Origin of the sequence: Nonomuraea aurantiaca, from assembly GCF_020215705.1 — a bacterium.
Taxonomy (GTDB): domain Bacteria; phylum Actinomycetota; class Actinomycetes; order Streptosporangiales; family Streptosporangiaceae; genus Nonomuraea; species Nonomuraea aurantiaca.
In genome coordinates this window covers 178,769-192,786 of the sequence record NZ_JAIWNB010000003.1, presented here as the reverse complement: position 1 = coordinate 192,786, position 14,018 = coordinate 178,769, and the positions used below count along the sequence as shown (strand labels likewise).

12 protein-coding genes are annotated in these 14,018 nt (G+C 72.9%); 9 read left to right on the top strand and 3 right to left on the bottom strand.

Features of this window, described 5'->3' with window-relative positions; genetic code table 11:
- Positions 1-2: 2 nt before the first annotated feature.
- On the bottom strand, positions 3-902 hold the full coding sequence (locus tag LDL49_RS10435; RefSeq protein ID WP_225290762.1) for a TAXI family TRAP transporter solute-binding subunit: 900 nt from the start codon (positions 900-902) through the stop codon (positions 3-5).
- 32 nt (positions 903-934) lie between these two features.
- Between LDL49_RS10435 and LDL49_RS10430 the strand changes: the two genes are divergently transcribed.
- Entirely contained in the window at positions 935-1,666 is a 732-nt protein-coding gene (locus tag LDL49_RS10430; RefSeq protein ID WP_225290761.1) for a Mut7-C RNAse domain-containing protein, read from the top strand.
- On the opposite strand, the gene LDL49_RS10425 is transcribed toward LDL49_RS10430, so the two are convergent.
- A complete protein-coding gene (locus LDL49_RS10425) occupies positions 1,656-5,093 on the bottom strand; it encodes a WD40 repeat domain-containing serine/threonine-protein kinase (protein WP_225291016.1) in 3,438 nt (1,145 codons plus the stop codon). The two genes, LDL49_RS10430 and LDL49_RS10425, sit on opposite strands and share 11 nt — an antisense overlap.
- A 45-nt stretch (positions 5,094-5,138) precedes the next feature.
- Here LDL49_RS10425 and LDL49_RS10420 point away from each other — a divergent pair, with 45 nt between their 5' ends.
- From LDL49_RS10420 to LDL49_RS10385, 8 genes are all read left to right on the top strand, one after another.
- Positions 5,139-7,709: an AfsR/SARP family transcriptional regulator gene (locus LDL49_RS10420; protein ID WP_225290760.1), complete on the top strand. Its 2,571-nt coding sequence runs from the start codon at positions 5,139-5,141 to the stop codon at positions 7,707-7,709.
- A gap of 78 nt (positions 7,710-7,787) precedes the next feature.
- A complete protein-coding gene (locus LDL49_RS10415; protein ID WP_225290759.1) occupies positions 7,788-8,090 on the top strand; it encodes an urease subunit gamma in 303 nt (100 codons plus the stop codon).
- Positions 8,087-8,491 carry an urease subunit beta gene (locus tag LDL49_RS10410; protein ID WP_308016103.1) on the top strand — a complete coding sequence of 135 codons (405 nt, stop codon included), beginning with the start codon at positions 8,087-8,089 and terminating at the stop codon, positions 8,489-8,491. The genes LDL49_RS10415 and LDL49_RS10410 overlap by 4 nt, the downstream gene beginning before the upstream one ends.
- Positions 8,484-10,190 (top strand): urease subunit alpha, encoded by a 1,707-nt coding sequence (locus LDL49_RS10405; protein ID WP_225290758.1) that lies wholly within the window; start codon positions 8,484-8,486, stop codon positions 10,188-10,190. The genes LDL49_RS10410 and LDL49_RS10405 overlap by 8 nt, the downstream gene beginning before the upstream one ends.
- A complete protein-coding gene (locus tag LDL49_RS10400; RefSeq protein WP_225290757.1) occupies positions 10,190-11,005 on the top strand; it encodes an urease accessory protein UreF in 816 nt (271 codons plus the stop codon). Before LDL49_RS10405 ends, LDL49_RS10400 begins: the two co-directional genes overlap by 1 nt.
- Before the next feature lie 12 nt (positions 11,006-11,017).
- Positions 11,018-11,689 carry an urease accessory protein UreG gene (gene ureG / locus LDL49_RS10395; RefSeq protein ID WP_225290756.1) on the top strand — a complete coding sequence of 224 codons (672 nt, stop codon included), beginning with the start codon at positions 11,018-11,020 and terminating at the stop codon, positions 11,687-11,689.
- 13 nt (positions 11,690-11,702) lie between these two features.
- Positions 11,703-12,590 (top strand): urease accessory protein UreD, encoded by an 888-nt coding sequence (locus LDL49_RS10390; RefSeq protein ID WP_225290755.1) that lies wholly within the window; start codon positions 11,703-11,705, stop codon positions 12,588-12,590.
- A 9-nt stretch (positions 12,591-12,599) separates the two neighbouring features.
- Positions 12,600-13,070 (top strand): hypothetical protein, encoded by a 471-nt coding sequence (locus tag LDL49_RS10385; protein ID WP_225290754.1) that lies wholly within the window; start codon positions 12,600-12,602, stop codon positions 13,068-13,070.
- A 26-nt stretch (positions 13,071-13,096) separates the two neighbouring features.
- Here the strand turns inward: LDL49_RS10385 and era are convergent, their stop codons facing one another.
- Complete coding sequence (era, locus tag LDL49_RS10380; RefSeq protein ID WP_225290753.1) at positions 13,097-14,005, bottom strand: GTPase Era; 909 nt, start codon at positions 14,003-14,005, stop codon at positions 13,097-13,099.
- Positions 14,006-14,018 lie beyond the last annotated feature (13 nt).

Sequence of the window (14,018 nt, the reverse complement as noted above, 5' to 3'; positions counted from 1 at the left end):
GTTCAGCCGTAGACGGACCTGTAGTAGCGGGCGGCGCCGGGGTGCAGGGGGACGACGCCGGTGCCGATGGCGTAGCGCTTGTCGAGGAGGCCGCCCGGCGCCGAGGGGGCCTGCAGGCGGTCGCGGGCGCTGAAGAGCGTGTCGGTGACGGTGTAGGCGACGTCGTCGGACAGGGCCTGGCGGCAGACCAGGTAGCTGGGCGTGCCGACGGTGGGGACCGGTTTCGAGCCGCCGTACACGCCCGCGGGGATGGTGGCGTGCTCGTAGACCGGGCCATAGGTGCGGCGCAGCATCGGCACGAACGGCTCCAACGAGACGATCCTGATGCCGCCGAGTGAGGCGAGCGCGGGGGTGGGTACGCCGCCCGACCAGAAGAACGCGTCGATCACGCCGTCGACGAGCGCCTTGATCGACCCGTCGAGGCCAAGCCTGGCGGTGATGTGATTACGTACCCCGGCGGCGTCGAGCACCCGTTCGGCGGTCACGGCGGTGCCCGATCCGTCGGCGCCGATGGAGACCTGGCGCCATGCCAGGTCCTTGGGGGCGAAGATGTCCGAGTCGGCGCGTACCACTAGATGGACGTAGTTCATGTACATCCTGGCCAGCGCGACGACGGGCTGGTGGCGCACGCGTACGGCGTCGTCGGCGCTGTCGGCCAGCGAGAACCCGAGATCCGCCCGGCCATCGGTGAGCATGGTGAGATTCTGGACGCTGGCCGCGGTCTCGATCACCTCCACGGTGAACCCGTCGCGCCGTAACTCGGCCGCGAACCGATCGCCGAGCGCCCCGTACGGCCCACCGGCCAACCCGGTCGCCAGCCGCAGCGAGCGCTGCTCCGAGGCGGTGACCGAGCAGCCCGCGGCGCCCAGCGCGGCGAGCGCGAGAAAGACACGGCGGGACATTGGCACAGGTTCACGTTATCGAATCACGCAGAATGGACAATGTGACCGAACGGGACGCGCACCTTCGAATCTCCGCCGAGCTGATGATGTTCCTGCCCGTGAGCCGGCGCCGCGAGCGTCACCGGATCGCCATCGGCGGCAGCTCGACCCTGGGCCACCACGTGGAGTCGGCCGGCATCCCGCTGACGGAGGTCGGGCCGATGACCGTCGACGGCCGCGGCGTCGGACCCTCGTACCAGCCCGCGGCCGGCGACCTCATCGAGGTCCGGCCGGTGCCCAGACCCCAGCCGCTGCCCCGCGAACCCCGCTTCCTGCTGGACGTCCACCTGGGCACGCTCGCGCGACGGCTGCGCCTGCTCGGCCTCGACACGGCCTACCACAACGACATGGACGACCCGGCCCTGGTGGTCCAGGCCAACGAGGAGCGCCGGGTGCTGCTCACCCAGGACCGCGGCCTGCTGCGCCGCCGCGCGCTGTGGCTGGGCGCGTACGTGCGCGGCTCCCGCCCCCACGACCAGCTACGCGACCTGCTCGAACGCTTCACCCCGCCGCTACGCCCGTGGACCAGGTGCACGGCCTGCAACGGCGAGCTGGCTCCGGTGGAGAAGCGGGAGGTGCTACCGGTCCTGGAGGCGGGTACCCGGCACGCCTACGACGCGTACGGGCGGTGCCAGGAGTGCGGGCACGTGTACTGGCACGGCGCCCACAGCGGCCATCTGGAGGAGATCGTGGCGACGGCCCGGCAGTGGGCGGCTACGGGCTGAGGCAGGGGTCGAACCTGTCGGCCTCGGGCAGGTAGCGCTGCCACTCCCGCTCGGTCAGCGACCGACCGGCGCGGCGGCAGACGGCGGCCGCCACCTTGCCGCCGTCGAGCGGGAACGTCCGCACCACGCCGTCGGGCATGGCGCTGTAGAGGGTGTCGCCGTCGGCGCTGAAGGCCAGCGACCCGTCGCCCAGCGGGATCTTCTTCTGGCCGTCGAAGACCAGACCGAGAGGCTGCATGCCGGGCACGTCCCAAAGCCTGACCCGGTCGCCGTCCTCGTACGTGGCGATGGTGCGGCCGTCCGGCGACCAGGCGATCTCCTGGATCGCGCTGCCCGGCACGGCGGGGAATGCTCCGACGGGCGCCTTCACGTCCGCGTCCCACAACGTCATCCGGTCGGGCCCCGAGAAGGCGATGAGCCGGCCGTCTGGGCTGAAGGCGTGAGTGCCGTTCAACCGGCCGAGCCCCTCGGCGATCGGTAACCGGGTGCCGGTCGCCGGGTCGATGGGCTGGGGCACCACGCCGCCCACCAGCAGCCTGCCGTCAGGGCGGAAGGCGAGCGTGCCGGGGCCGGGCACGGCGGCGCGGGTGGCGGTGCCCTTCGCCAGATTCCACAGCTCGAGGGGAGCGCCGGTGCCGTCGGGCCTGTTGGGGAAGACGGCCAGCGTTCGGCCGTCGGGGCTGAAGGCCACGTCGTCCACGTCCGCGGCCTTGATCGTGTCCAGCACGCGGGCCGTGTGCGCGTCCACGATCCGGGTGCCCGACTTGTCGCCGACGGCCAGTCGCCCGCCGTCCCGGCTGAAGGCCAGCGCGGACTCGCGGCCGATGACGCGGATCGGTGGCCCGAGCGGGCGCTTGGTCGACACGTCCCACAGCCGGGTCTCCCCGGGCCTCGTGATGGCCACCGTGTGCCCGCCCGGCCCCAGCAGCGCCTGCCCGTCAGGGGTTCCCGTGGTCAGCGGCTGGTCGAACAGCATGGATATGTCCACGGCGTCGATCACGCCGTCGTCGGCCTGGTAGCGCAGCACACGGTCGCCCTCGTCGAAGTGGACGCTGTTGATGTGCCCTGGCAGGTCGCGCTCCAGGACGACCGGCCATCCGGCGCGCCCCCACATTATGAGCTCCCCCTGATAGGTCCAGCCCGCGAGGTAGCGGTCACCGAAGCCGAAGGCGGCATTCCTTTCCGCTTCGCCGCCGTAACGTGCCGCGATCACGCCTCCGCCCGGCACGGCCCAGGCGCGCATCCGGCGCTCGCCCGGCCGTAGCGCATTCTCGCTGACCGTGAGCGCCCGCCCGTCGTCGCTGAGACTCACGTACGTGACCTCAGTCTTGGCCGGCAGCCAGGGCGCGGGCAGTCGCTTGCCGGTGCGCAGGTTCCAGAGCTCGACCTTGCCGTGCCCGCCGGTGGACACCACGCCGACGCGGCGCGCCGGGTCCACCGCGTCAAGCCCCGCCCCTGATCCGGCGGTCAGCCGCTTCCGGGTGGCCACGTCCCAAGCGCGCTCGGCGCCGCCGGTGCCCTCGGGTACCAGCAGGGTGCGACCGGCGCGGTCGAAGGCAAGCCGACCCTGTGCCGTGGGCATCACGAACCCACCGCCGAGCGTGGCGCCGATCGCCGTGCCCGCCATCACGTCCCAGAGGCGCACATCCTTGTCCTCCAGCACGGCGAGCGTCCGCCCGTCGGGGCTGAGCGCGACCTGGCGCACGGCCGTGCCCACGCCGGCGAACTCGCGGATCAGGCGGTGCGCGCGTACGTCCCAGAGCCGCACCCGGCCCTCCTGGACGGCCGCCAGCGTGCGACCGGTGTCGTCCAATCCGTAGATGCTGCTCGGACTGGCGTACGGGTCCGTGAAGACGTCGCTCGCCGGCCTGGACAGCGACTCGTACAGCGCGCCCCGCGTCTCGGCCAGGTCGGGGCTCAGCCGCCAGCCCGCAACGGTCAACAGCCTCGCCAGCTGCGGGTCGCTCTCCCGCAGGTCAGCGGCCTGCAACGCGAGCGACTTGGCCAGCGCGTCGTCACGCTGTCTGCCGGACTCCCTGCGCAGGTACTCGGCCGTCCCCAGGCCGCCCAGGGCCGCCACCAGCAGTACGGCCAGCGCCGCCGCGAGCAGCCCGCGCCTCCTGGACTGGCTTCTGGTCTGCTTGGCCGCGGCGTCGAGGAACTCGCGTTCTCTCCTGGCCAGCGTCAGGTCCTTGCGTTCGGCGGCAGCCCACTGGAGTGTCCGGTCGAGGCTGGAGCCGTGCAGCAGGTCGGCGGGTTTCCTGCCGTTGCCGTCCCAGAGGCCGGCCGCCTCGACCAGGCGGCGGTGCACTGGCAGTCCCTCGCGGTTGTCGGCCACCCAGGTCCGCAGCCGGGGCCAGGCCTGGATCAGGGCGGGCTTGGCCAGCTCGTAGGAATCACCGGTGCTCGTCACCAGGCCCGCCGCCTCGAAGAAGGCGAGCAGGGCGGACACGGCCTCGCTCTCGGGCAGCTCCTCGCGGGTCACCGGCCGGAGCGAGCCGTCGCCGTCGAGCATGCGCAGCAGCACCTCGGGGACGGCCGCCCGCTCGGCCTCGGACAGCTCGTCGTACAGCTCCTCGGCGATCGCGCCCAGGTCGGGCTCGGCCGGGCTCCTGAGCGGGCTGGCCAGCACCCCGCCGCGAGCAAGCGGGTCGCCGCCGGCGCCGATCAGGTCCAGCAGGGCCGCGCGGGCCGAGGGCCGCGCGGCCGGGTCCTTCGTGAGCGCGCTCGCCACGAGCCGCCCGAGCGGGTCGGCCAGGTCGGCCGTGTCGGGACGGAAGTCCATGACCTCGCCGATGACCGCGACCGGCTCGCGTACCTCGATCGCGTCCTCGCCCCGCGCGGCGAACAGCACCACCAGCCCCCACGCCCACAGGTCCGCCGCGGCCGTCGCGCCCCGGCCGGCCAGGACCTCCGGCGCCATGTAGTTGGGCGTCCCCATGACCGGGCCAGTGGTCGTCGGGCCGGCCTCGCGCGCCACGCCGAAGTCGATCACCCGGGGACCGTCGGGCCCGAGGATGATGTTGTCGGGCTTGAGGTCGCGGTGTACGACGCCGGCCTGGTGGATGGCCGTCAGCGCGGTCGCCACACCGATCGCCAGGCGCCGCAGCGTGTCACCCTCGTAGGGGCCGTGCTCGGCGATCACCTGCCGCAGGTTGGGGCCAGGGACGAACTCGCTGACGATGTACGGCTCGGCCACCTCGATGATTCTGGCCGTGCAGAACGAGGCCACCCGCGCGGCCGCCGCCGCCTCCCTGGCCAGCCTGGCCCGCGACTCGGGATCGTCGAACCTGGGCACCTTGACGGCGACGCGCTCCCCCTCCTCGCCGTACGCCTCATAGACGACGCCCTGGCCACCGGCGCCCAGCCGCCCCGCGAGCCAGTAGCGGCCCAACCGGTGCGGGTCGGAGGGAGTCAGAGGGATCATCAAGTGTGTAATTGTGGTCGATGTCCCCCTGCTGAGGAAGGCCGCGTGGAATTTCGCATCATGGGTCCGCTGGAAGTGCGCGACGGCGACGACGACCGTACGCCGACCGCGCCCAAGCACCGCGACCTGCTGGCGATGTTCGTGCTCAACGCGCGCCGCCCGCTCACCGTGGGACGGCTGCGCGCGCTGCTGTGGCCGCGCGAGGGCGGCGACCGGTCCGACTCCCTGGTCCGGGGCTATGTCGGGCAGCTGCGCCAGCTCATCGGCAAGGACGTGATCACCACGGTGTCCGGCACGTACACGCTGGCCATCGGTGAGGAGCAGCTCGACGTCGACCGCTTCAGGTCGCTGGTGGAGCGGGGCTCGTACCAGGAGGCGCTGGCCCTGTGGCGCGGACCGGCGCTCGAAGACCTCGACCCCGACGGGGAACGCTGGGTGGAGACCCGGCGGCTGCGCGAGGAGCTGGAGGAGCTGCGGCTGCTCGCCCTGGAACGCCGGGTGCAGCTCGACCTCGACGCCGGCCGCCACCGCGAGCTGCTGTCGGAGCTGCGGCGGCTGGCCGAGCAGCATCCGCTCTGGCAGCGCTTCCGAGGCCAGTACATGCTCGCGCTCTACCGGAGCGGGCGGCGCGCGGAGGCCCTCGACGCGTACGCGGCGTTACGCGAGGCGCTCGACGACGGCCACGCGATCGAGCCCGACTCCGATCTGCAGCTGCTCTACCACCGCATGCTGCACGACGACGTGTCGCTGCACGTCTCGGCGGGGCCGCCGGTGCTGCTGCCGCACGACGTGGCCGGGTTCACCGGGCGTGCCGACCTCCTCGAGCTGGTAGTGGGCGGGCAGGTCGTCGTCCACGGGCAGGCGGGCGCGGGCAAGTCGGCGCTGGCCGTGCACGCCGCCTGGCGCGAGCGCGAGCGCTTCCCCGACGGGATCCTCTACGCCGACCTGCGCGAGACGACGGCGCCCGCGGCGGTGCTCGAGGACTTCCTGCGCTGGCTGGGCTGCCCGGCCCAGGCCGTCCCCGCCTCGCTCGAGGCACGAGAGCGACTTTTCCGTACGTACGCGGCCAACCGCCGGCTGCTGGTCCTGCTGGACAACGCGTCGTCCGAGAGCCAGGTGCGGCCGCTGCTGACGTCCTGCCCCACGGTCGTCACCAGCCGCTCCTCCCTCGGCGGGCTGTCCGGCGCGACCCGCGTGTCCGTGGGCGTGCTCGGCGAGGCCGACGCGCTCGACCTGCTCGTCCGCACCTCCGGCCGGCCGGCCGACGAGGCGCTGGGCAGGCTGGCCAGGTTCTGCGGCGGGCTGCCGATCGCCTTGCGCATCGCCGGGTCCCGGCTGGCCGCCCGGCCGGGCTGGACCGCCGACTACCTCGTCGGCCTGCTGGAGGACGAGCACGAGCGGCTCGACGGGCTGCGCTCCGGCGACCAGGCCGTGCGCAGCGTGCTCGCCATCGGCTACGACGGCCTGCCCGAGCCCGCCAAGGCCACGCTGCGCGGGCTCGGCGCGCTGTCGGCGCCGGACTTCGCGGACTGGGTGGCGGAGCTGTTCGGCGGGCAGGCCGAGGCGCTGGTCGACGCCGGACTGCTGGAGACGCACGTGGTCGACGTGGCCGGGCAGGTGCGCTACCGGCTGCACGACCTGACCCGCCTGTTCGCCCGCGAGCAAGGGAGTCAGGCCGCGCCCGCCGCGCTCGTACAGCTGATGGAGGTGGTCCTGGCCAGGGTACGGTTCTCGCGGTTCTCGCTGGTCTCCGGCGATCCGGCCACCCTCGTGGCGACCAGGGACATCAGGGAGTCGGTCAAGTGGCTCGAAGCCGAGCGGGCCTTCCTGGTCGGCCTGGTCTCCGACCTTCATCAGGCGGGCCTCGACGACGGCTGCCACCGGCTCGCCCACCTGCTCGGGCCGTACCTCGAACGCCACCGCTTCCTCGACGACTGGCGCCACGTCACGGCGGCGGCGCTGGAGTCGGCGCGGCGCGCCGGCGACGCCATGGGCGAGGCGCTGATCCTGCGCGACCTGGGCGACCTGCACCTGGCCGAGCGGGAGTGGGACCCGGCGCACGAGCGGCTCAGGCTGGCGCTCGGCATGTTCCTGCGCGAGGGGCGCACCCGCGACGTCAACCAGACCAGGCGGCGCCTCGGCCGCGTCCACCTCGAACGCGACCGGCTGCCCGAGGCCGAGCGCGCCCTGCTCGGTTGCCTGAAGGCGGCGGAGAACGATCGCGACGCCGCCGAAGCGCTGCGTGTCCTGGGCGTGGTCCTGCACCGCGCGGGCCGCCTCGACGAGGCCGCGGACCGCCTCCAGGCCGCCGCCGCCCACCTCGCCGCGCTCGGCGACCGCTACCGGCAGGCCGACACGCTCCTGGATCTGTCCTCGGTACGGCTGGCGCAGCACGCGGTCCCCGACGCCAGGACGGCCGCCGAGACGGCCAGAGGGATCGCCGTACGGCTCGGCGACCAGCTGCTCGACGCGTACGCCCTGCTGGCCCTGGCCCGGGTGAACCAGGCGGAGGGCGCGGCGGAGCGGGCCAGGGAGCTGGCGGGGTCGGCGCTGGCGGTCTTCGAGGCGCTGGAGGACGATCTGGGCCGGTCCCAAGCGCTTCCCATGGTGGGATGAGGCGGGTGGGCAGACCGGAAACCGACTCGACATCCCCCGGCAACATCGCGGAAACGGCCGGTTCCTAGGGTCCGGGCCATGCGGCTTACCCCACACGAGCAGGAGCGCCTGCTCATCCACGTCGCCGCCGGGGTGGCGCGGCAGCGTCAGGCCAGGGGCCTGCGGCTCAACCACCCAGAGGCTACCGCGGTCATCGCGTCGTTCCTGATGGAGGGGGCCAGGGACGGACGGACCGTGGCCGATCTGATGGACGCCGGACGCTCGGTGCTCGGGCGGGACGACGTCATGGAGGGGGTGCCCGAGATGCTGGACTCCGTCCAGATCGAGGCGACCTTTCCCGACGGTACCAAGCTGGTCACCGTGCATCGGCCGATCCCGTGACCGCCGACGAGGGCGACCCCGTCACCGCTGACGAGACCGACCCCGTAGCTGCCGCTGACGAGGCTGATCGCCGCGCGCAGGACGGACCGGTGATCCCGGGCGAATTTCGGCACCCCGCCGACGACATCCCGCTCAATCCGGGACGGCCGAGGGTGACGGTCCGGGTCGTCAACACCGCCGACCGGCCGGTCCAGGTCGGGTCGCACTACCACTTCGCCGCCGCCAACCCCGGGCTGGCCTTCGACCGCGACGCCGCCTGGGGGATGCGGCTCGACGTGCCCGCGGGCACCGCGATCAGGTTCGAGCCGGGCGTCGAGCGCGACGTGACCCTGGTGCCGATCGCCGGGCGCCGTGTGGTGCCCGGCCTGCGACCGGAATGGGCGGGCCCCCTCGATGGCTGACATCTCCCGCGCTCGATACGCCGCCCTGTACGGCCCCACGACGGGCGACCGCATCAGGCTGGCCGACACGGACCTGTTCGTCGAGGTCACCGAGGACCTGTCCGTGGGGCCGGCGGGGGCCGGGGACGAGGCGGTGTTCGGCGGCGGCAAGGTGATCCGCGAGTCGATGGGCCAGGCCAGGACGACCCGGGCCGAGGGCGCGCCCGACCTGGTCATCACGGGCGCGGTGATCCTCGACCACTGGGGCGTGGTCAAGGCCGACGTCGGCGTCACCGGCGGCCGGATCTCCGGCATCGGCAAGGCCGGCAATCCGGACACCATGGACGGGGTCGACATCGTCATCGGCCCGTCCACCGAGATCCTCAGCGGCAACGGCAAGATCCTCACGGCGGGCGCCGTCGACTCCCATGTCCACCTCATCTGCCCGCAGATCCTCGAGGAGGCGATCGGGGCGGGCGTCACCACGATCGTCGGCGGCGGCACCGGGCCGGTCGAGGGCACCAAGGCCACCACGGTCACCGGCACCTGGTACCTCTCCAGGATGCTGGAGTCGCTCGACTCCTACCCGCTCAACTTCGCGCTGCTCGGCAAGGGCAACACGGTGAGCGCCGAGGGTCTGCTCGAACAGCTCGAAGCGGGCGCCTCGGGATTCAAGCTGCACGAGGACTGGGGCTCCACGCCGGCCGCGATCGACGCCTGCCTGACCGTGGCCGACGCGAACGGCGTACAGGTGACGATCCACACCGACACCCTCAACGAGGCCGGGTTCGTCGAGTCGACGCTGGCCGCCATCGGCGACCGGACGATCCACGCCTACCACACAGAAGGGGCGGGGGGTGGGCACGCGCCCGACATCATCAGGATGGCGTCGTTCGCCAACGTCCTGCCCTCCTCCACGAACCCCACCAGGCCCCACACCGTCAACACGCTCGACGAACACCTCGACATGCTGATGGTCTGCCACCACCTGAACCCGTCGATCCCCGAGGACCTGGCCTTCGCCGAGTCCCGCATCCGGCCTGCCACGATGGCCGCCGAAGACGTCCTGCACGACCTGGGGGCGATCTCGATGATCGGCTCCGACTCGCAGGCGATGGGCCGCGTCGGCGAGACGATCATCCGCACGTGGCAGACGGCGCACGTCATGAAGCGCCGCCGCGGCGCTCTGGGCGGCCCGGCTGACAATCTCCGCGCCCGCCGCTACATCGCGAAATATACGATCTGCCCGGCCATCGCCCACGGCCTCGACGCCGAACTCGGCTCCGTCGAACGCGGCAAGCTCGCCGACCTCGTCCTCTGGGACCCGGCGTTCTTCGGCGTCAAGCCCACGCTGGTGCTCAAGGGCGGCGTGGTGGCCTGGGCCCAGATGGGCGACGCGAACGCCTCCATCCCCACGCCGCAGCCGGTGCTGCCCCGCCCGATGTTCGGCGCCGCCCCGGCCACGGCCGCCGCCACCTCGCTGCACTTCGTCTCGCCCCTCGCCCTCGACGCGGGCCTCGCCGGCCGCCTGGCGGTCCGCCGCCGCCTGGTCGCCGTGGCGGACGTACGGGGGCGGGGCAAGGACGCGATGCCGCTCAACGACGCGCTGCCCCGGATCGAGGTGGCTCCGGACACGTTCGAGGTACGCGTGGACGGCGACCTGATCGAACCCGCGCCCGCCGAGACGCTCCCGATGACCCAGCGCTACTTCCTGTTCTGATGGCCGTGAACCCCGCCCTCCTGCTCCTCACGGACTCCCGGCTCCCGGCCGGGGGCCACGCCCACTCGGGCGGCACCGAACAGGCGATCGCCACGGGCACGGTCCACGACCTGGCGTCCCTGGCCGCCTTCCTGAGGGGCCGCCTCCACACGTCCGGGCACGTCGCCGCCGCCCTCGCGGCCGCCGCCTGCGCCTTGGGCGAGGAGAGCTCGCGTACGGGGGCTTGCGCGCAGCCCTGGCCAGAGGCGCTGGGCGCGTCTCGGGCGGAGGCGCTCGGCACGTCCCCGACCCGGTCGGAGGCGCTGGGCGCGTTGTGGATCCTCCTGGACGCGGAGGCCGACGCCCGGACCGCCTCGCCCGCCCAGAGGGCCGCCTCCAGGACCCAGGGCAGGCTGCTCCTGCGGGTGGCCCGCCGCCTGTGGCCGTCGCCCACACTCGACGACCTGACGGCCGGACCGGATCTTCGCTGCCCCGGCGCGCTCGACGACCTGGCGCTGGCCGTACCGAATCCCCATCACCCCATCGCGCTCGGCGCGGCGGCGCACGCGGCGGGAGCGTCGCCCGAGGACGCCGCCCTGGCGGCGGCCTACCACGCGATCACCGGCCCGGCCACGGCGGCGGTCCGCCTGCTCGGCCTGGACCCGGTCGCGGTCCACGGCCTGCTCGCCGACCTGACCCCGGACCTCGCCACCACGGCTTCCGACGCCACGCCGTACAGCCGCCCGTGGGCCGAGCTGCCCGCCCGATCCGCCCCCGCCCTGGACCTGCTGGCCGAGCGGCACGCGGGCGCCAAGGTCAGACTGTTCGTCTCCTAGGAAGGACACGCCATGGGCGCCAACCACGACGACCATCACCACGCGCCCGCCCACCACGGCAGAGCGCTCCGCCTCGGCGTGGGCGGGCCGGTGGGCAGCGGCAAGACGGCCCTGGTCGCCGCCCTGTGCCGCACGCTCGGCGGCTCCCTGCGGCTGGGTGTGGTGACCAACGACATCTACACGACCGAGGACGCCGACTTCCTGCGCCGGGCCGGGGTGCTCGATCAGGAACGCATCCTCGCCGTCGAGACCGGCTGCTGCCCCCACACCGCCATCCGCGACGACATCGCCGCGAACCTCGACGCCGTGGAGACCCTGGAGGACCGGTTCGGCCCGCTGGACCTGGTGATCGTGGAGAGTGGCGGGGACAACCTGACGGCGACGTTCAGCCGCGGGCTGGCCGACCGGCAGATCTTCGTCCTCGACGTGTCCGGCGGCGACAAGGTGCCCCGCAAGGGCGGGCCGGGAGTGACCTCCGCCGACCTGTTGGTGATCAACAAAATCGACCTGGCGCCGCTGGTGGACGCCGACCTGGATGTGATGGCCCGCGACGCGGCGGCGGTCCGCGGCGACAGACCAGTACTTTTCACCTCGATCCGACAGGACCCCTCGGCGTCGGCCGTGGCGGCCTGGGTCTCCGAACAGGCCCTTTCCTGGCCCCACGAGCCCGTCTCAGCGGCATGAAGGCCGTCGCCCTATGACTGACACGGGCTCGCCGGAGACAGCGTCAGATACCTCGTCAGACGCGCAGGAGGGCACGTGGGCGAACACCCTCGCGGCCGTCGAGCAGCGGGCCCAGACGGACATCGGGCGGCGGGCGATGCGGGCTCGGGCGGCCGTCGCGACCTCCCTGGCCGGTGGCCGGACGGTCATCAGCCGGTTGAGCTCGATGCCGCCCCTGACCTTGCGGCAGACGGGTCCCCAGACCGTGTACCTGGTCTCCACGGCGGCCGGCCCGCTCGGCGGCGACCGGCTCGACCTCGACCTCGACATCGCACCCGGCACCTCCCTCGAGGTCGGCTCGGTGGCCGGCACGCTGGTGCTGCCCGGCTCCGGCGAATCCGTCATGGCGATCTCCGCGCGCGTCGGGGCGGGCGCCGCACTCCGCTTCGCGCCCCAGCCGACGGTCCTGGCCGCCGGATGCGCCCACCGCCTGGTGGTACGGCTGACGCTGGCGGCGGGCGCGCGCGCGTTCTGGCGCGAGGAGATCGTCTTCGGCCGGTACGGCGAGGCGCCGGGCCGCTGCCACGCCCGCTTCGACGCCACGTACGACGGCCGCCCTTTGCTCAGGCAGGAGTACACCGTCGGCGGCCCGGCCATCGACGCCTCCCCCGCCGTCTACGGCGACGCCCGCTGCATCGGCACCACCCTGATCACCCCGCCCCCGGCCACCCCGCCCGTGGTCACCCCGTCGGAAGCCGCCTCAGAGGCCGTGGTCGCGGAAGGCGTGGCTGTGTTACCGCTGGCCGGGCCAGGTGTGCTGGTGTCCGCGCTGGCCACCGATGCCGTCGCGTTGCGCCGGCGTCTGGAGTGGGGTGAGGGTATAGCCCTCGGTAGCCTGGCAGGAGCCGCGCGCCCGACCTAAGGTGATCGAGTGGCCGACTCTCTCTCAGCGAGCCCCGCGAAGCCCAAGGCGCGGCGCGGCTACGCGTTCGTCATCGCGGTGGCCGGGGCGCTGCTGGTGTTCTGCGCGTTCCTGCCGTGGACGGGGATCGAGGCCAGGCTCGGTGCCATCGGCGGCGTGTCCAACGACATACGGGGCATCGACGACAGTCTTGGCGTCTACGCGCTCGTCGCCGGGCTCGCCACGCTGGCGCTCGGGGTCGCGGGCCTGTTCGGGCGGCCCCGGGTGGCCGCGCTGGCCGTCATCCCGGGGGCGCTGGCGACGATCGTGCTGGTGAGGTTCGTGGTCGATCCGCCCGGTGTCGGCAACGGGGTCTCCGTCGACCTCGGGTTCCTGTCGATCGAGCCGGGGATCCGTTACGGCTGGTTCGCCGCGCTGGCCTGTGCCCTCGCAGCGGTCGCCCTCGCCGTCCTGTCGCTGGTCCGCGGCCGCCGGCCGTAAAGGCTCCGTCAGCCGTAAAGGCTCCGTCAGTCGTAGAAGCCCAGGCGGCGCAGCTGCTTGGGGTCGCGCTGCCAGTCCTTGGCCACGCTGATCCGCAGGTCGAGATAGACCCGAGTGCCCAGCAGCGCCTCGATCTGCCCGCGCGCCCGCGTCCCGACGTCACGCAGGCGTTCGCCCTTGTGCCCGATCACGATCGCCTTCTGCGACGGCCGTTCGACGAACATGTGCGCGTAGATGTCGAGCAGATCATCCCGCCCTTCGCGCGGCATCATCTCGTCGACCACCACGGCGATCGAGTGCGGCAGCTCGTCGCGTACCCCTTCGAGCGCCGCCTCCCTGATCAGCTCCCCCACCAGCACCTGCTCGGGCTCGTCGGTGAGCTGCCCGCCCGGGTAGAGCGGCGGCGACTCCGGCAGGTGCTCGATCAGCACCTCGGCCAGCACGTCGAGCTGGTCACCCGACTGCGCCGACACCGGGACGATCGCCGCGAACTCCGCCACCTGCGACAGCGCCAGGAGCTGCTGCGCGATCTGCTCTTTGGAGGCCAGGTCGCACTTGGTGAGCACGGCGACGACAGGGGTCTTCTTCACGGCCGAGAGCTTGTCGGCGATGAAACGGTCACCCTTGCCGATGGGCTCGTTGGCGGGGACACAGAAGCCGATCACGTCGACCTCGGTCAGCGTGGACAGTACGAGGCTGTCGAGCCGCTCGCCGAGCAGGGTGCGGGGGCGGTGCAGGCCGGGCGTGTCGACGATGACGATCTGGGCCTCGGGCCGGTGCACGATGCCCCTGATGACGCGCCGGGTCGTCTGCGGCTTGGACGAGGTGATCGCCACTTTCGTGCCGACCAGGGCGTTCATCAGCGTGGACTTGCCGACGTTCGGCCTCCCAACGAAGCAGGCGAATCCGGCGCGATGGCTGTCTGGCGAAGTCACATAGTGCATTGTG